We start from the raw sequence: 16,631 nt of genomic DNA on the forward strand, positions 1-16,631 counted from the left end.
GTGCAGACGTGAGCACAGAGGTTCTCGAGCGTCCGGAGCTGAAGGACGCCGACACGGGTCCGGAAATGTTCCACTACGTCCGCAAGGAGAAGATCGCTGAGAGTGCCGTCATGGGTACCTTCGTCGTCGCGCTCTGCGGAGAGACCTTCCCGGTCACCAAGGCGGCCAAGCCGGGCTCCCCGGTCTGCCCCAAGTGCAAGGAGATCTACGACTCGTACCGCGAGTGAAGGCCGGTCGGCCCTCCGGCCGGCGACGTAGCCTGCGGCGGTGACCACCTCCACCGCCCTGCTCCTCGCCGACCTGACCGGGGTCGCGGTGTTCGCCGCCTCCGGGGCCTCGGCCGCGGTGGCCAAACGGCTCGACCTCTTCGGTGTCGCGTTCGTCGGCTTCGTGGCCGCGCTCGGCGGTGGCATCTTTCGTGACCTGGTCATCGACGAGGCGCCGCCGCTGGCCTTCGCCGACTGGCGGTACGCCACGACGGCAGCGGTCACCGCGCTCGCCGTCTTCTGGCTGCACCCACAACTCGCCCGGCTGCGCACCACCGTGCTGGTGCTCGATGCGGCGGGCCTCGCCCTGTTCACCGTGACCGGCACGCTCAAGGCGCTCGACGCCCGCGTGCCGGCCGTCGGCGCCTGCCTGATCGGCATGCTGACCGCGATCGGCGGCGGGCTCGGCCGGGACCTGCTGACCGCGGAGATTCCGGTGGTGCTGCGCCGGGAGATCTACGCGGTGGCCGCGCTGGTCGGTTCGGTCGCGGTGGCGTTGCTCCACCTGACCGGCCAGACCGGCCCGGCGCCGCTCACCGCCGCTGCCGTCGGCGTGTTCGGTCTGCGCCTGGTCGCGCTGCGTCGACGCTGGTCCGCGCCGGTGGCGACGCTGCGGCCACCACACACCGGCGACCCCTGGTGAGGCCCGCGGTGGCGGGGTGGCGGATGTGACCAGCGTGGCGTCGCCTGGGCCCACAGGCGCGCGCTGGTTATGCTGAGTCGGCCTTCGCGGCAGCTTCTGCGCGGAGGCGTTTTCATGGGCGGCGGTACTCGTGGCCCTCGCCCGGTGTCCGCCGTCGTGCGGTCGGAGAGGAGCTTCGCGTGGCAGCCCGGACGCCGGTGCTCGAGACGTTCCCGGCTCTGCGTGCCTGGCAGCGCAAGGCCCTGGTGGAGTACCTGCGGCGACGTACCGACGATTTCACCGCGGTCGCCACGCCGGGCGCCGGCAAGACCACCTTCGCCCTGCGCATCGCGGCCGAACTGCTCGCCGACGGCACCGTCGAGGCGGTCACCGTGGTCGCACCGACCGAGCACCTGAAGACCCAGTGGGCCGAGGCCGCAGCCCGGGTGGGCATCCAGCTCGACGCCGCGTTCCGTAACGCCGACGTGCACTCCGCCGCCGACTTCCACGGCGCGGTGATCACCTACGCCCAGGTGGGGATGGCGCCGCAGGTGCACCGTCGACGCACCATGACCCGTCGCACCCTGGTCATCCTCGACGAGATCCACCACGCCGGCGACTCCCGTTCCTGGGGCGACGGGGTCAAGGCCGCCTTCGAGCCGGCCGTACGCCGGCTGATGCTCACCGGTACGCCGTTCCGCTCCGACGACAACCCGATCCCGTTCGTCAGCTACGAGCGGGGCGGTGACGGGCTGCTGCGCTCCCGCGCCGACTCGGTGTACGGCTACGCCGACGCGCTCCGCGACGGAGTCGTCCGGCCGGTGCTCTTCCTGGCGTACTCGGGGGAGACCCGCTGGCGTACCAACGCGGGAGACGAGTTGGCGGCCCGCCTCGGCGAGCCGATGACCCAGGATCTGGTGGCGCAGGCATGGCGTACCGCCCTGGACCCGGCGGGCGACTGGATGCCGCAGGTGCTGCGTGCCGCCGACGCCCGGCTCACCGTGCTGCGCAATGCCGGGATGCTCGACGCCGGTGGTCTGATCATCGCCACCGACCAGCAGACCGCCCGCTCGTACGCCAAGCTGATCGAGCAGGTGACCGGTGAGAAGGCCACCGTGGTCCTCTCCGACGACCAGGGTGCGTCCGCGCGGATCGCGACGTTCGCGGCGTCCGACCAGCGGTGGCTGGTCGCGGTGCGGATGGTGTCCGAGGGCGTCGACATCCCCCGGCTCGCCGTGGGTGTCTACGCCACCAGCGCCAGCACGCCGCTCTACTTCGCCCAGGCGATCGGCCGGTTCGTGCGGGCCCGCCGCACCGGCGAGACCGCCTCGGTCTTCCTGCCCAGCGTGCCGCACCTGCTCGGGTTGGCCAGCGAGATGGAGAACGAGCGGGACCACGTTCTGGGCAAACCCAAGGAGTCCGACGGCCTCGACGACGACCTGCTGGAGCGCGCGCAGCGCGACGAGCAGGCCAGCGGGGAGTTGGAGAAGCGCTTCGCCGCCCTCTCGGCCACCGCCGAACTGGACCAGGTGATCTTCGACGGCGCGTCGTTCGGGACCGCCGCCCAGGCCGGCACGCCCGAGGAGGAGGAGTACCTCGGCCTGCCCGGTCTGCTCACCGCCGACCAGGTCTCCCTGCTACTCACCAAGCGGCAGGCCGACCAACTCGCCGCCCAGCGCCGCCGTACCGCCGAGCGGGCCGCTCAGCCGGCCGCTGCGCCCTCGGCGGCGCCGCCGGTACCCATGAGTGCCGCCCAGCGCCGTGTGGCGCTCCGACGCCAACTCAACGCTCTGGTGGCTGCCCGGCACCACCGCACCGGCCAACCGCACGGCAAGATTCATGCCGAGCTGCGCCGGCTCTGCGGCGGACCCCCGAGCGCCCAGGCCACCATTGAGCAGCTCGAGGAACGCATCGCCACCGTGCAGACCCTCTAGCCCCACGGACCCCAACACCCTCGCGCACGCGCACGCGCACGCACACAAGCACCCCCTGCCACGCCCGCGCGGCTCCGCCACGCCCGCGCTCCGCATCAAGATCGCGCTCGCTCGTTGATGTGTCGTTGATGTAGTGGTGTCAGCGCCTCTGCGAGACCACTACATCCTGGTGACATCCTGGTTCGAGCACGATCTTGCGCGGCGCGGCGCGCTCAAGATCTGCACAGCTTCAGGGATGTTGCTGCCTCGGACGCGCGGGAGGCAGCAACATCCCTGAAGCTGCGTGGATCTTGTCGGACGCTCGGACGCTCGGACGCTCGGACGCTCGGACGCTCGGTCGGGCGGTCGGGCGCTCTGGGGGCGCGGCCAGGTAGGAAAAGCCGACCGGAGGCACCCCACAGGGTGCCTCCGGTCGGCTATGTCGGTTTGCGGACTTAGTTCGCCATCAGATCGGCGCCACGCCAGCTGAACTCGGGGTCCGTCGCGAACCGGACGGTGATCTTCACGAGATCCTCCGCGTACTTGTTCGCGTGGTGCCCACAGAACACCAACTCGCTCCCACCCGAGAGAGTGATCCGGAGCTTGCCGGCAGCATTGCAGCGGTCGCACCGTTCATCGGCGGCTGGGGGAGCCACCGTCTCGGGCGGCGGCGTGAGGGTCGGGGTCATCGCCTTCCTCCTCTGGTCGTCACCGATGAACAATCTCTTCGGTCGTTGCTCACCTATCGTGCAACACCTGTGCTGAGCCTTGCCTTCCCTGTGTGCCCGCGGGGGACCGAGGTCACACATGGCAGGGACAGTGTGCCGTGAACCCAGGGTGCCACGTCAACGATCACATTCGTGCATCCGGACGATCACCATGTGGCGTTGCACACCAGGTGGTCAAAACGACACGCTCGGTTGACGAAACAGGCTCAGTCCAGGTAATCCCGGAGAACCTGCGACCGGGACGGGTGCCGCAGCTTGGACATCGTCTTGGACTCGATCTGGCGGATCCGCTCCCGGGTCACCCCGTAGACCTGACCGATCTCGTCCAGCGTCCGCGGCTGACCGTCGGTCAGGCCGAAACGCAGGCGTACGACGCCCGCCTCACGCTCGGAGAGCGTCTGCAGCACCTGCTGGAGCTGGTCCTGCAGGAGCGAGAACGAGACCGCGTCGACGGCGACCACAGCCTCGGAGTCCTCGATGAAGTCACCGAGCTGACTGTCACCCTCGTCACCGATGGTCTGGTCCAGTGAGATGGGCTCCCGAGCGTACTGCTGGATCTCCAGCACCTTCTCGGGTGTGATGTCCATCTCCTTGGCCAGCTCCTCTGGGGTGGGCTCGCGGCCCAGATCCTGGAGCAGCTCACGCTGTATGCGGCCGAGCTTGTTGATGACCTCCACCATGTGCACCGGGATGCGGATGGTGCGGGCCTGGTCGGCCATGGCGCGGGTGATGGCCTGCCGGATCCACCAGGTGGCGTACGTGGAGAACTTGTAGCCCTTGGTGTAGTCGAACTTTTCGACCGCGCGGATGAGGCCGAGGTTGCCCTCCTGGATGAGGTCCAGGAAGGCCATGCCGCGCCCGGTGTACCGCTTGGCCAGGGACACGACCAGACGGAGGTTCGCCTCGAGCAGGTGGTTCTTGGCGCGCTCGCCGTCGCGGGAGATCCAGCCCAGGTCGCGGACCATCTCCCGGGCGAGCTTCTCCTCGCCCTCGTCGGCCGCGCGCAGTTGCTCGGCGGCGTAGAGCCCGGCCTCGATCCGCTTGGCCAGCTCCACCTCCTGCTCGGCGTTGAGCAGCGGGACCTTGCCGATCTGCTTCAGGTACGCCCGGACGGAGTCGGCGGAGGCCGTCAGCTCGGCGTCGCGCCGGGCCTGCTTGAGGGCCTCGGACTCCTCGTCGTCCCACTCGAAGTCGTTGTCGGTGGCCGACGCGGCGGCGTCCGTCTCGGCGGCCTGGGCCAGCTCGGCCGGCTCCTCCACCACCACGTCCTCGATGGTGGCGGCGAGCTCCTCCGGGTCGATCTCGCCTTCGGCGGCCTCGCCCTCACCCTTGGCCTTGCCGCCGGCCTTGACCGGCTTGGCGCCGGCCGCCGCGGCGACCGTCGCCTTGGTCGCGCGGGTGGACTTGGTCTTGGCCGGAGTGGCCGCGGCGGTGGCGACCTCGGCGGTGCTGCCGGCGGCCACCTTGCGCGAGGCCGGCGTCGACGGCGCCTCGTCGGAGGCGGGCGCCTGCTTCGGGGCGGGCGCGGCGGCCTTCTTGGTCGTCTTGGCGGTGGTGGCTCGGGACGCGGGGGTCGTCGAGCGAGCTGCGGCGACCCGGCGGCGGGTGCTCGCCGAGCCGTCCACCACCACGGTCACTCCCGCCTCGGAGAGCGCCCGCAGGATCTTCTTGGCCTGGGCCGGAGTCACCTCGGCGGTCTCGACTGTGCGCGCGAGCTGAGCCGACGTGAGCTGACCGCCAGCGCTCTGCGCGTGGGCGATCAGGGTGTCGGTGAGCGAGCGAACGTCGGCGCCGGGCTGGCGGGGTTCTGTCACGAATGACCTTCCGGAGGCGAAGAGCGGGCACGGCCGGGTCGTCCGGCACAGCGTGGGGCAACCGGGCCGGGCGATGTGGTTGAGGGACCCCCGTGTCCCGGGCCGGCCGGTGTCTCGGCGGTCCGTGGCGCGTGGGTAGGGGTGAATTGTAACGCCGTCTGCGGCGATCATCCTGCGCCGCACGGCGTAACGGCGGCAGGACCGCCGATTTGGCGCAGATGTGGAATTTGTAAGGATGATACTCGCGCGCGGCCCGCAATGCCCCGGTCGTGCGGGAAGGGGACCCTGGAATGGACCGTTCGGCGCCGTCACCGCGGGAATTGTTGTCGATCGCGATCGAGGTGGCGCGGGACGCCGCGGCGACCGCGTACCGGATGCGGGTCGAGGGTGTCTCCGTGGCGGCGACCAAGAGCACGGTCACCGACGTGGTCACGGCCGCGGACCGGGCCGTCGAGCGGCAGGTCCTCGACGCGCTGCGCCAGCTCCGACCGGGGGACGCCGTCCTGGGCGAGGAGTACGGCACCAGGGACACCGGTCCGGTGGCGCCGGGCGGCGTGCGGTGGATCGTCGACCCGATCGACGGCACCGTGAACTACCTCTACGGGTTGCCGTACAGCGCGGTGTCGCTGGCTGCCGAGGTGGACGGGGTGGTGGTCGCCGGCGTGGTGCGCAACGTGCACACCGGTGAGGAGTGGACCGCCACGGCCGGTGGCGGGGCGTGGCGCGACGGCGTCCGGCTGCGCTGTTCCGGCGAGACCGACCTGGGGCAGGCGCTGGTCGGCACCGGCTTTGGCTACGACGCCGGCCGGCGGGCACACCAGGCGTCGGTGGTGGCCGGGCTGATCGCCTCGGTACGCGACATCCGCCGCCTCGGCGCCGCCGCGCTGGACCTCTGCATGGTCGCCGAGGGGCGGCTGGACGCGTACTTCGAGAAGGGTCTGTCGGCCTGGGACCAGGCCGCCGGCGGCCTGGTCGCCGCCGAGGCGGGCGCGCGGGTCGCCGGCCTGGCCGATCGCCCGGCCGGTCCGGACCTGGTCATCGCGGCCCCACCGGCCCTCTTCGCCGGGCTGCACGACCGGCTGGCCGCCCTGGACGCCTCCGGCGGCCCCTGACCCCGGAGGGCAGGGGCCACCGGTCAGGCCGTCACTTCTTGGCGGCGGGGGACGGGCAGGAGCCGGCCGGCGCGACTGGCGGGCCCAGGTCACCGAGGGACTGGTTGACCTCGGTGGTGGTGGCGAGCTGCTGGAAGCCGTTGCCCAACACCACGTCCACGGTGTCGTCGGCGCGCTTCTCGTCGTAGACCGGCTCGGCGTTGTTGAGGAAGTACGCCTTGAGCAGGTGGGCGGAGCTGACGCCCTTGGGGCCGAACTTCAGCACGGCGACGTCGTCGATGCCTTTGGGCGCGTTGCCGACCTTCTTGACCTGGAACTTGCGGTTGCGGAAGTCGTCGGCGACGGCGCCCGCGCGGCCTGGCTCGTCGGTCGCGTTCAAGACGTTGATCTTGACGTCCTTGGGCTCGTGCAGGGTGACGTCGGCCAGCGGCCAACCGTCCGGGCAACCGCCCGCCGCGCCGGCCTCGCCCTGGCTGTCTCGGACGATCGCGGTGATCACGAACGCCAGGGCCAGGACCCCCAGCAGGCCGACGACGACGAGTGCTCGCACTCGCGCAAAACTCATCTGGGCGCTCCCGGGACTTCAGGTGGGTGGCGGCGGCCGCCAACGATCGCACTGACCGCCGGCCGTCGAATACGCCGCTGAGGTTAACGGTTGTCCGGCCGTCGCGTGGAAACAGTCCGACATGCCGGCGCGCCGACCGTGAACCAGGTACTACTACCCCTATCTTCGTGTCGCCTGAATCACATTGGGAACAACTTCGCGTGCGGGGGCGTACATCTCAGCCGCAAGGGCGGTATACATGCCTCGCCCAAGGGGGGTAAGGTTCCGCGCTCGCAGGGGAGTGGCCCCAGCGGTCCCGACCCGTACGGTCCCGCGGGTCGGGTGCCCGACACAAGTGGTTGCCGGCCAGCGGAACCGAAACAGCGTCGTCCGGCGTTACAACCGGAAGCGACAACATCGATATGGGAGAGTGACATCCGATGGCCACCGACTACGACGCCCCGCGTCGCGACGAGGTCGACCTCGGCGAGGACAGCCTGGAAGAGCTCAAGGCACGGCGCGTCGACTCACAGTCGGGCGCGGTGGACGTCGACGAGGCCGAGGTCGCCGAGAGCTTCGAGCTGCCCGGTGCCGACCTGGCCGACGAGGAGCTCACTGTCAAGGTGCTACCGATGCAGCAGGACGAGTTCCGGTGCGCCCGCTGCTTCCTGGTCCACCATCGCAGCCAGCTGGCGGTCGAGCGCAACGGCGAGCTGATCTGCCGAGAGTGCGTCTGACACTCACGACACCGGCGGCGGCCTCCTGATCGGGGCCGCCGCTACCGGTGTAGGCATGCGGCGCCGGTGGGTACCTGCTTGACTCGTTAGCGGGTAGCCACAGCACCGGGAGGTTCCACCCATGAGCGATCGAGGCGACACCACCGACGGCGGCGCGGACGACCTCGGCGCCACCGTCGCGGCGTTGACCGAGGACGACATCGCGCCGGCCCGGCGACGCCAACTGCTCACCCGAGTGGTGTCCCAGGCCCGCAGCCGGGGCATCTCCGACCTGTTCAAGCCCCGTGCCGCCGTGCGCTGGATGGTCGACACGGTGGCCGAGACAGCTCCGCACGTGCCGGTCCGGGATCTGGCCACCCTGCGCCGGCACTTCCCCGGCCTGGACGACGCCGCCCTGGCCGAGCGACTGATCCGCAACGCCTCCCGCGCCACGGCCGGCATCGGCGCGGCCGGCGGGGGAGTCGCCGCCGTCGAGTGGGCGGTCACGCCCACGCTGCTCTCCGCGCCCGTGCTGCTCGCCGCCGAGACCGTCGCCGTCGTGGCGGTGGAGCTGAAACTGATCGGCGAGCTGCACGAGATCCACGGCGTGGCGCTGCCCGACACCGGTGGCCAGCGGGCGGTGGCCCTGGTGCATTCCTGGGCCACCCAGCGCGGCGTCAACCCGATGGTGCCCGGCGTGGGCGTCGGCGCGGTGCTCGGTACCGCCGCCCGCAAGGAGATGCGGGACATGCTGCTGCGCCGTTTCGGGCGCAACCTCACCACCCTCGGACCGTTCCTCACCGGCGCGGCGGTGGCCAGCTTCCTCAACCGCCGGGCCACCCGCCAGATGGCCGACCAGCTCCAGACGGACCTGCGTCGTCGCGGCATCGCCCGACCGGCGCCACCGCAGGCCCTGCCCGGCCCGCCGACGGGCACCTGAGGCGGGCCCCCGGCGTCGGTCGGTCAGTCCGGCTCGCCAGCCGTACGGTCGGTGGGCCTGGCGGTGTCCCGCGCGGTCAGCACCGCCTCGGCCAGCTCGACCGGATGCCTGCTGCTCACCACCCAGAACGGGGTGGGGTCGGCCGGGTCGTCGAGCACGACCTGCACGGCGCCGCCGACCCAGGGTCGCTGCACCACGAAGGCGAGCGGGTCCGCGCCAACCCCGAGCACCTCGCGACGGCCGGACGAGTCCAACGGGACCACGTCGGCCACGAAGCGCACCGGTAGCCGGGCGTCGTCCACACGTAGCTCACCGTCGACGACCGCCACCCGGATCCGGCCCAGCCACCACAGTCCGACGGCGGTGACCGGGAGCAGCACCACGAAGGGCAGCCAGGCGCGGGCGCCGGAGCCGCCCATCCAGATCTCGACCGCCAGCAGCGCGGCGGCGACCAACCCGGACAGCCACAGCCACCAGGGCAGGTCCAGCCGTTCGGCGTACGCCGGGTGGGCCGAAACCGGTGGCCGATCGGCGGACGGGGAGGGCGACATGCTCACTCCTGCGAGGGTACGGCGCACGGCGGGCCGGCCAACCGGCAGGATGGCAGGGTCACCGGAGACAACCGGACCGAAGAGGGGACCCGTGACCGACGTCGTACCCGTGCCCGTACGGCTGCTCGATGCCGAGCTGCCGCTGCCCACGTACGCCCATCCCGGCGACGCCGGGGCCGACCTGGTGGCCGCCGCGGACGTGGAGCTGCCGCCCGGCGGTCGGGCCTTGGTGCCCACCGGCGTGGCCGTCGCCCTGCCGGACGGGTACGTGGGCCTGGTCCATCCGCGGTCCGGCCTGGCGGCCAGGCTCGGCGTGACGGTGCTCAACGCGCCCGGTACGGTCGACGCCGGCTACCGGGGTGAGATCATGGTCAACCTGATCAACCATGATCGCGACACGCCCGCGAAGATCTCCCGTGGCGACCGGATCGCCCAGCTCGTGATCCAGCGGGTCGCGCGGGCGCGGTTCGAGCCGGTGGCCGAGCTGCCCCGGTCCGCGCGCGGGACCGGCGGGCACGGCTCGACCGGCGGGCACGCTCAGCTGGTGCCGTCACCGGCCGGCCAGGAGTGGGCCGACCAACGGCGGGCCGAGCCGGGCCACGGGCAGACGGAAGAGGTGGCAGGGTGATTGTGAACAGCGGAGGGTGGGCGCAGTGATCTTCTCCCGAAAGCGGGCCGATGCCGGGCGGCACACCCGCGACGAGCGGACCACCGAGGTCCTCGACGAGGGCGCGGGGGCGCCGGCGCTCGTGCGCGGGCCGTACGACATCTCCGAGGTCGACGACGAGGTGCAGCGGCTCGACCTGGGCAGCCTGCACATCCCGGCGGTCGCCGAGGTGGAGGTGCGGGTGCAGGCCGACCCGCAGGGTGTGGTCCAGCAGGTCGTGCTGGTGCACGGGGACAACGCGTTGCAGCTCGGCGTCTTCGCGGCCCCCCGGTCCGAGGGGATCTGGGACGAGGTGCGCGAGGAGATCCGGCAGTCGCTGCTGAGTGACGGCGCGTCCGCCCAGGAGGTCGACGGCGAGTACGGCCCGGAGCTGCACGCCCAGGTGCGGACCCCGGACGGCCCGACCAACCTGCGGTTCGTCGGCGTCGACGGGCCGCGCTGGATGGTCCGTGGCGTCTTCCAGGGCCCGGTGGCCACCGATCCGGCCAGCTCGGGCCCGCTCACCGAGTGCCTGGAAGACCTGGTGGTCGACCGTGGGCAGGAGGCGAAGCCGGTCCGTGAGCCGCTGCCGCTGCGCCTGCCCCGGGAGATCGCCGACCAGGCCGGGGACGCGTCCGCCGACGCCGAGACCCGCCAGGTCTGACCGACCGCGCACCGGAGCGCCGGAACCGGCCCTGTCGGCGTACGCTGGCGGGACGGTTCCGGCGTCGTCGGAGCTGGGCCGGTCCCGGCGCGAGCCGGCGAGCGTGGAGAGGGTGACGCGGAGGTCATGACGACCGACGAGGGCAAGGTGTCGCTGCGGCGCATCCTGCAACGGTTCACCGCCAGCGAGGCCGAGATCGACGCGCAGGAGCTGCGCCAGGAGAGCGCCGAGTGCGGCGGAGTCCTGGCCCAGCAGTGCTCCCGGGGCCAGCTGGTCTCGGTCGCCGGTCGGCTGCGCACGGTCGTCTACACGCCCCGCACCAACCTGCCCACGCTGGAGGCCGACCTGTACGACGGCAGCGACGTCGTCACGCTGGTCTGGTTGGGCCGGCGGCACATCTCCGGGATCGAGCCGGGGCGGCACCTGACCGCGCGTGGCCGGGTGGCGATGCGCGACGACCGTAAGGTCATCTACAACCCGTACTACGAGCTGGACTCGCCGAAGTGACGGGGCCGCGGACGGAGGGCCGGCCATGACGACGGGACAGCACCGGGCGGCACAGCCGGAGACGGGTCCGGGGGACGACGAGGCGCTGCCGACGATCGCCGAGCAGATGGCCGACCAGCTCGGTGGCTGGCGGGGGCTGGTCGAGTCCAGCATCCCGGTGGTCGTCTTCGTGTTCGCCAACATCATCGGTGACCTGCGGCCCGCCGTGATCGCCTCGGTGGCCGTCGCGCTGCTGATCGCCGGGTTGCGGCTGGCCCAGCGCCGGCCGGTCCGGCATGCGGTCAACGGGCTGTTCGGCGTCGGCATCGGCGCCGCCATCGCATGGCGGACCGGTGACGAGCGGGACTTCTACCTGCCCGGCATCCTCTATGGCATCGGGTACGGCATCGCCCTGCTGATCTCGGCGGCCGTCCGGCAGCCCCTCGTCGGGTGGATCTGGTCGGTGCTGGTCGCCAAGGGCCGCTCCGAGTGGCGGGCCGACCCGAAGCTGGTGCGTACCTTCACCCGGCTGACCGTGCTCTGGGGCGTGGTGTGGCTCGCCAAGGTGGGCGTACAGGCCGGGCTCTACCTGGCCCACCAGGACACGGCGCTGGGCGTGGCCCGGCTGACCCTGGGCTATCCGCCGTACGCGCTGCTGCTGCTCATCACCGTCTGGACGGTGCGCCGGGTCACCCGGGAGTCACAGCCCAATCCGCTGCCCGGCGCCTGAGAGTCCGCGCCGGGCGCACCGGGTCTCTCAGCGCGAGCCGCGGGTCCGCTCGACGCTGTCCGGACCGAGGATGACCGCGCGGACCTCGTCCTCCACCTCAGCGGTGCAGACGAAGATCAACTCGTCGGCGGCCTCGATGGGGTCGTCCGGGCTGGGTACCAGGACCCGCTTGCCGCGCAGGATCGCCACCAGGGCGGAGTCGCGGGGCAGCGGCACCGAGTGCAGGGGCTGACCGACGTACGGGGCGGTCGGCGGGAGGGTGATCTCGACGAGGTTGGCCTCGCCCTGCCGGAAGGTCATTAGCCGGACCAGGTCGCCGACGGTGACCGCCTCCTCGACCAGGGCGGCCATCACCCGGGGCTTGCTCACCGCGACGTCGACGCCCCACTGCTCGGTGAAGAGCCACTCGTTCTCCGCCCGATTGACCCGGGCGACCACGCGGGGCACCGCGAACTCGGTCTTGGCCAGCAGCGACAGCACCAGGTTGGTCTTGTCGTCGCCGGTTGCCGCGACCACCACGTCGCAGCCGGCGACGTTGGCCTCCTCCAGGCTGGCCACCTCGCACGCGTCGGCGAGCACCCATTCGGCGGCGGGCACCCGGTCCGGTCGGAGCATCTTCGGCTGACGCTCGATCAGCATCACCTGGTGGCCGTTCTCGATCAGCTCCTGGGCGATCGAGCGGCCCACGTTGCCGGCGCCCGCAATGGCGATCCGCATGGCTCAGTGCCCTCCTTCCGGCGGCGTCGCCGCCACCGCCGTGACCGTCGCCATGATGTCGTCGCTGACCAGCATGAACACCTGGTCACCCTCCTGCGCGAGGGTGGACGCGGTGGGCAGCATGCCGATGCCGAAGCGAATCAGGTACGCCACCCGCGCACCCGACGCCTCCTCCAGCACGCGCACCGGGCGGCCGATCCACTCCTTGTGCACCGGAACCTCGATGATCGACACGGTGCTGGTCGGGTCGCGGAAGATCTCCACGTTGCCCTCGGGCACGAGGTGCCGCAGCATGCGGTCGGCCGTCCAGCGCACCGTTGCCACGGTGGGGATGCCGAGACGCTCGTAGACCTGCGCCCGGCGCTGGTCGTAGATCCGGGCGGCCACCCGCGACACGCCGAAGGTCTCCCGGGCCAGCCGCGCCGAGATGATGTTGGAGTTGTCGCCGCTGGAGACGGCGGCGAAGGCGTCCGCCCGCTCGATGCCGGCCTGGCGCAGCACCTCGCCGTCGAAGCCCGCCCCGGTCACCGTGATCCCGGCGAAGTCGGGGCCGAGCCGGCGGAAGGCGTCGGCGTCCTGGTCGATCACCGCCACCGAGTGCCCCCGGGATTCCAGGCTGTGGGCGAGGGTCGACCCGACCCGGCCACATCCCATGATCACGACGTGCACGCTGTCCCTCCCAAGGTGCGAACCGCTGCCGCTGGCCTACCGCCGCCGGTTGCTCCGAGTCCGAGCCTGCCACGTCCGGGTGGACAGCGGGACCGACCGTACCGCGTCGCGTAGACCGGTGGTGATCGCCCACCCCCGCGTTCTCACCGTGGTGGTCGTACCCTTGGCGTTCGTGGCCAGTCCCACCTCACTTCTGAAGCGCCTGCTCCTCGGTCGACCGTTCCGGTCCGACCGCCTGCAGCACACCCTCCTGCCGAAGCGCATCGCGCTGCCCGTTTTCGCCTCCGACGCGCTGTCCAGCGTCGCGTACGCGCCCGACGAGATCCTGCTGACGCTGTCCATCGCCGGCGCGTCGGCGTTCGTGTTCTCCCCGTGGATCGCCCTCGCTGTCGTCGTGGTGATGCTCACGGTGGTGGCCAGCTACCGGCAGAACGTGCACGCCTACCCCTCCGGCGGCGGCGACTACGAGGTGGCCACGGTCAACCTCGGCCCGAAGTTCGGCGTCGGGGTGGCCAGCGCTCTCCTGGTCGACTACGTGCTCACGGTGGCCGTGTCGGTCTCCTCCGGCGTCGCCAACCTCGGCTCGGTCGTCCCGTTCGTGGCCACCCACAAGGTCATGATCGCGGTGCTGGCGGTGATCCTGCTGACCGCGGTCAACCTGCGCGGCCTGCGCGAGTCGGGCACCGCGTTCGCCATCCCCACCTACGGCTTCGTGATCGTGATGGGCGGAATGCTGCTCACCGGGCTGTTCCGCGTCTTCGTCCTGGGCGACGACCTCCGGGCCCCGAGCGCCGACCTGGTCATCCAGGCCGAGCACAGCGTGACCGGCTTCGCGCTGGTCTTCCTGCTGCTGCGGACGTTCAGCTCGGGCGCCGCCGCGCTCACCGGCGTGGAGGCGATCTCCAACGGCGTTCCCGCGTTCAAGGAGCCGAAGAGCCGCAACGCCGCCACCACGCTGCTGCTGCTGGGCGCGATCGCGGTGAGCCTGCTCGTCGGGATCATCTGGCTGGCCCGGCTGACCCACCTGCAGTTCGTCGAGGACCCGGCCCTGCAGATCGTGTCGGGCCCCGACGGGTACGTGCAGAAGACGGTCACGACCCAACTCGGCGAGACGGTCTTCGGCTCCGGCTCGTTCCTGCTCTACGTGGTGGCCGGGATGACCGCGCTCATCCTCTTCCTGGCCGCGAACACCGCGTTCAACGGCTTCCCGGTGCTCGGCTCGATCCTCGCCCAGGACCGCTACCTTCCCCGGCAGTTCCACACCCGGGGCGACCGGCTGGCCTTCTCCAACGGCATCACCTTCCTCGCACTCTTCGCGATCGTCCTGATCGTCGGGTTCCAGGCCGAGGTGACCCGGCTCATCCAGCTCTACATCGTCGGGGTGTTCGTCTCGTTCACCGTCTCCCAGGCCGGCATGATCCGGCACTGGAACCGGCGGCTGCGCACCGAGCGGGACCCGGAGGCGCGCAAGCGGATGCACCGCTCGCGGGCGATCAACACGTTCGGCATGGGTCTGACCGGCACGGTGCTGGTGATCGTCCTGATCACCAAGTTCCTGCTCGGCGCGTGGATCGCGATCGCGGCGATGGCGGTGATCTACGTGCTGATGCTGGCCATCCGCCGGCACTACGACCGGGTCGCCGCCGAGCTGACCCCGCCGGACCAGAGCCGGGCCGTGCTGCCCGCGCGCAACCACGCGATCGTGCTGGTCAGCAAGCTGCACCAGCCGACGCTTCGGGCCATCGCGTACGCCCGGGCCACCCGCCCGGACACGCTGACCGCGGTGACCGTCAACGTGGACGAGAAGGACACCCGCGACCTGCAGGCCGACTGGGAGCGGCGGGAGATGGCGATCCCGCTCACCGTGGTCGACTCGCCGTACCGGGAGATCACCCGGCCGATCCTGGACTTCGTCGCCTCCACCCGCCGTACGTCGCCGCGCGACGTGGTCACCGTCTTCATCCCCGAGTACGTGGTGGGGCGCTGGTGGGAGAACCTGCTGCACAACCAGAGCGCGCTGCGCCTCAAGGGCCGGCTGCTCTTCGAGCCGGGGGTGATGGTGGTCAGCGTGCCGTGGCAGCTCGCCTCGACCGCGAGTAAGAACCTGGACCGGCTGGACGCCACGCTCTCCAACACGCCGGCGCGCGGGCCCCGGGGCACCGTGCCGGCGGCGGTGACCGCGCCACCGCCCAGCGAGGCCGGCCCGGTGGACAGCGAGACGGTCGGGAACGGCCGTGACTGAGCACACCGCTGCGGCCTCGTCACCCGTCGGGGCCGAACGTGGCCTGGCGGAGGCCGAGCGGGTCGAGCTGACCGTTGACGCGGTCGCCCCGGGCGGGCACTGCGTCGCCCGGGTGGACGGGCAGGTGGTGTTCGTCCGCCACGCGCTGCCCGGGGAACGGGTGATCGCCGAGGTCACCGAGGTGCACCGGGGGTTCGTCCGGGCCGACGCCGTGACCGTGCTGGACCCCTCGCCGGACCGGGTGGAGCCGCCCTGCCCGTACGCGAAGCCCGGCGCCTGCGGTGGCTGCGACCTGCAACACGTCGCCCCGGACGCGCAGCTGGCCTGGAAGACCGCCGTGGTGCGCGAGCAGCTGACCCGCCTCGGCGGGCTCACCGACGCCGAGCTGGACCGGCTCGGCGTCCGGGTCGAGGCGCTGCCGGGTGGGCTGCTCGGCTGGCGTACCCGGGTCCGCTACGCGGTCGACGCCGCCGACCGGGCCGGCCTGCTCAAGCACCGTTCGCACGAGGTCGTACCGATCGATCGTTGCCGGATCGCCCACCCGGCCATCCAGCAGCTACCGGTGCTCAGCCCGACCGGCGCGCGCTGGCCGGCAGCCGAGGCGGTGGAGACCGTCGCCAGCAGTGGCGGGGACGTGAGCGTCGCCGAGGTCCGCGACGGGGTCGCCACGCCGGTGACCGGGCCCACCGACGTCCGCGAGGTGGCCGCCGGGCGGGACTGGGCGCTGCCCGCGTCCGCCTTCTGGCAGGTGCACCCGGCGGCGGCCGACACGCTGAACACGGCCGTGCTGGAACAGCTCGACCCACGGCCGGGCGAGGTCGCCTGGGACCTCTACGGCGGTGCCGGGCTGTTCGCCGCCGGGCTGGCCGCCCGCGTCGGCGCGTCCGGTCGGGTGACGCTGGTGGAGGCCTCCGCGCAGGGCGTCGCCGCCGCCCGGGAGAACCTGGCCGACCTGCCCCGCGTCGAGGTGGTGTCGGCCCGGGTCGAGACCGCGCTGGCCCGCCGACGGATCACCGGCCCGGTCGACGTGGTGGTGCTCGACCCACCGCGCTCCGGCGCCGGCGCCCCGGTGGTGCGCGCGCTGGTCGCCGCCGGCCCCCGGGCGGTCGCGTACGTGGCGTGTGACCCGGCGGCCTTCGCCCGGGACGTACGCACCTTCGCCGAGCTGGGCTGGCGCCTGGCGGCGCTGCGCGGCTTCGACCTGTTCCCGATGACGCAGCACGTCGAGTGCGTCGGACTGCTGCTGCCGCCGGCCTGACCAGGAGCTCAGC

18 protein-coding genes are annotated in these 16,631 nt (G+C 71.9%); 12 read left to right on the plus strand and 6 right to left on the minus strand.

Translation table 11 applies throughout. From position 1 onward, the window contains the following. Positions 1 to 8 precede the first annotated feature (8 nt). From ACLQ24_RS04150 to ACLQ24_RS04160, 3 genes are all read left to right on the plus strand, one after another. The gene (locus ACLQ24_RS04150; protein WP_007456912.1) at positions 9 to 227 is read left to right on the plus strand and encodes a DUF3039 domain-containing protein; all 219 of its coding nucleotides are present in this window, start codon (positions 9 to 11) and stop codon (positions 225 to 227) included. Between the two features lie 40 nt (positions 228 to 267). Beyond that, positions 268 to 909, plus strand: coding sequence for a trimeric intracellular cation channel family protein (locus tag ACLQ24_RS04155; protein WP_425889056.1), 642 nt, complete (start codon positions 268 to 270; stop codon positions 907 to 909). Positions 910 to 1,088: 179 nt separating this feature from the next. Continuing rightward, positions 1,089 to 2,822, plus strand: coding sequence for a DEAD/DEAH box helicase (locus tag ACLQ24_RS04160; RefSeq protein WP_425889057.1), 1,734 nt, complete (start codon positions 1,089 to 1,091; stop codon positions 2,820 to 2,822). A gap of 434 nt (positions 2,823 to 3,256) precedes the next feature. Here the strand turns inward: ACLQ24_RS04160 and ACLQ24_RS04165 are convergent, their stop codons facing one another. Then, complete coding sequence (locus ACLQ24_RS04165; protein ID WP_355234582.1) at positions 3,257 to 3,490, minus strand: DUF7455 domain-containing protein; 234 nt, start codon at positions 3,488 to 3,490, stop codon at positions 3,257 to 3,259. 245 nt (positions 3,491 to 3,735) lie between these two features. After that, the gene (locus ACLQ24_RS04170) at positions 3,736 to 5,343 is read right to left on the minus strand and encodes an RNA polymerase sigma factor (protein ID WP_425889058.1); all 1,608 of its coding nucleotides are present in this window, start codon (positions 5,341 to 5,343) and stop codon (positions 3,736 to 3,738) included. Between the two features lie 290 nt (positions 5,344 to 5,633). Here ACLQ24_RS04170 and ACLQ24_RS04175 point away from each other — a divergent pair, with 290 nt between their 5' ends. After that, positions 5,634 to 6,455 carry an inositol monophosphatase family protein gene (locus ACLQ24_RS04175; RefSeq protein WP_425889059.1) on the plus strand — a complete coding sequence of 274 codons (822 nt, stop codon included), beginning with the start codon at positions 5,634 to 5,636 and terminating at the stop codon, positions 6,453 to 6,455. A gap of 31 nt (positions 6,456 to 6,486) precedes the next feature. Here the strand turns inward: ACLQ24_RS04175 and ACLQ24_RS04180 are convergent, their stop codons facing one another. After that, complete coding sequence (locus ACLQ24_RS04180) at positions 6,487 to 7,005, minus strand: LytR C-terminal domain-containing protein (RefSeq protein ID WP_425889096.1); 519 nt, start codon at positions 7,003 to 7,005, stop codon at positions 6,487 to 6,489. Positions 7,006 to 7,439: 434 nt separating this feature from the next. Here ACLQ24_RS04180 and ACLQ24_RS04185 point away from each other — a divergent pair, with 434 nt between their 5' ends. Continuing rightward, entirely contained in the window at positions 7,440 to 7,736 is a 297-nt protein-coding gene (locus ACLQ24_RS04185) for a DUF4193 domain-containing protein (protein WP_007075406.1), read from the plus strand. Positions 7,737 to 7,857: 121 nt separating this feature from the next. Then, a complete protein-coding gene (locus tag ACLQ24_RS04190; protein WP_425889060.1) occupies positions 7,858 to 8,655 on the plus strand; it encodes a hypothetical protein in 798 nt (265 codons plus the stop codon). Between the two features lie 23 nt (positions 8,656 to 8,678). Here the strand turns inward: ACLQ24_RS04190 and ACLQ24_RS04195 are convergent, their stop codons facing one another. Beyond that, positions 8,679 to 9,206 carry a DUF3093 domain-containing protein gene (locus tag ACLQ24_RS04195; RefSeq protein ID WP_425889061.1) on the minus strand — a complete coding sequence of 176 codons (528 nt, stop codon included), beginning with the start codon at positions 9,204 to 9,206 and terminating at the stop codon, positions 8,679 to 8,681. Between the two features lie 91 nt (positions 9,207 to 9,297). Here ACLQ24_RS04195 and dut point away from each other — a divergent pair, with 91 nt between their 5' ends. From dut to ACLQ24_RS04215, 4 genes are all read left to right on the plus strand, one after another. Next, a complete protein-coding gene (gene dut / locus ACLQ24_RS04200; protein WP_425889062.1) occupies positions 9,298 to 9,834 on the plus strand; it encodes a dUTP diphosphatase in 537 nt (178 codons plus the stop codon). 25 nt (positions 9,835 to 9,859) lie between these two features. Beyond that, positions 9,860 to 10,516: a DUF3710 domain-containing protein gene (locus tag ACLQ24_RS04205; protein ID WP_425889063.1), complete on the plus strand. Its 657-nt coding sequence runs from the start codon at positions 9,860 to 9,862 to the stop codon at positions 10,514 to 10,516. A gap of 126 nt (positions 10,517 to 10,642) precedes the next feature. Next, positions 10,643 to 11,023, plus strand: coding sequence for an OB-fold nucleic acid binding domain-containing protein (locus ACLQ24_RS04210; RefSeq protein WP_425889064.1), 381 nt, complete (start codon positions 10,643 to 10,645; stop codon positions 11,021 to 11,023). A 25-nt stretch (positions 11,024 to 11,048) separates the two neighbouring features. Next, positions 11,049 to 11,732 carry a DUF3159 domain-containing protein gene (locus ACLQ24_RS04215; protein WP_425889065.1) on the plus strand — a complete coding sequence of 228 codons (684 nt, stop codon included), beginning with the start codon at positions 11,049 to 11,051 and terminating at the stop codon, positions 11,730 to 11,732. Between the two features lie 27 nt (positions 11,733 to 11,759). Here the strand turns inward: ACLQ24_RS04215 and ACLQ24_RS04220 are convergent, their stop codons facing one another. Together ACLQ24_RS04220 and ACLQ24_RS04225 are read right to left on the minus strand one after the other, a co-directional pair. Continuing rightward, positions 11,760 to 12,449 (minus strand): potassium channel family protein, encoded by a 690-nt coding sequence (locus tag ACLQ24_RS04220; RefSeq protein ID WP_425889066.1) that lies wholly within the window; start codon positions 12,447 to 12,449, stop codon positions 11,760 to 11,762. 3 nt (positions 12,450 to 12,452) lie between these two features. Then, positions 12,453 to 13,118, minus strand: coding sequence for a potassium channel family protein (locus ACLQ24_RS04225; protein WP_425889067.1), 666 nt, complete (start codon positions 13,116 to 13,118; stop codon positions 12,453 to 12,455). Between the two features lie 172 nt (positions 13,119 to 13,290). Between ACLQ24_RS04225 and ACLQ24_RS04230 the strand changes: the two genes are divergently transcribed. Then, positions 13,291 to 15,360 (plus strand): APC family permease, encoded by a 2,070-nt coding sequence (locus ACLQ24_RS04230; RefSeq protein WP_425889068.1) that lies wholly within the window; start codon positions 13,291 to 13,293, stop codon positions 15,358 to 15,360. Then, positions 15,353 to 16,618: a class I SAM-dependent RNA methyltransferase gene (locus ACLQ24_RS04235; protein WP_425889069.1), complete on the plus strand. Its 1,266-nt coding sequence runs from the start codon at positions 15,353 to 15,355 to the stop codon at positions 16,616 to 16,618. Before ACLQ24_RS04230 ends, ACLQ24_RS04235 begins: the two co-directional genes overlap by 8 nt. The last annotated feature ends 13 nt before the right edge of the window (positions 16,619 to 16,631 follow it).

This window comes from Micromonospora sp. DT4 (genome assembly GCF_049841675.1).
Classification (GTDB): domain Bacteria; phylum Actinomycetota; class Actinomycetes; order Mycobacteriales; family Micromonosporaceae; genus Micromonospora.

Bases quoted from the DNA above. Each gene is read 5' to 3' on its own strand.
- ACLQ24_RS04220 (WP_425889066.1), bottom strand. From the start codon at position 12,449: ATGCGGATCGCCATTGCGGGCGCCGGCAACGTGGGCCGCTCGATCGCC.
- ACLQ24_RS04210 (WP_425889064.1), top strand. From the start codon at position 10,643: ATGACGACCGACGAGGGCAAGGTGTCGCTGCGGCGCATCCTGCAACGG.
- ACLQ24_RS04185 (WP_007075406.1), top strand. From the start codon at position 7,440: ATGGCCACCGACTACGACGCCCCGCGTCGCGACGAGGTCGACCTCGGC.
- ACLQ24_RS04195 (WP_425889061.1), bottom strand. From the start codon at position 9,206: ATGTCGCCCTCCCCGTCCGCCGATCGGCCACCGGTTTCGGCCCACCCG.
- ACLQ24_RS04165 (WP_355234582.1), bottom strand. From the start codon at position 3,490: ATGACCCCGACCCTCACGCCGCCGCCCGAGACGGTGGCTCCCCCAGCC.
- ACLQ24_RS04175 (WP_425889059.1), top strand. From the start codon at position 5,634: ATGGACCGTTCGGCGCCGTCACCGCGGGAATTGTTGTCGATCGCGATC.
- ACLQ24_RS04190 (WP_425889060.1), top strand. From the start codon at position 7,858: ATGAGCGATCGAGGCGACACCACCGACGGCGGCGCGGACGACCTCGGC.
- ACLQ24_RS04215 (WP_425889065.1), top strand. From the start codon at position 11,049: ATGACGACGGGACAGCACCGGGCGGCACAGCCGGAGACGGGTCCGGGG.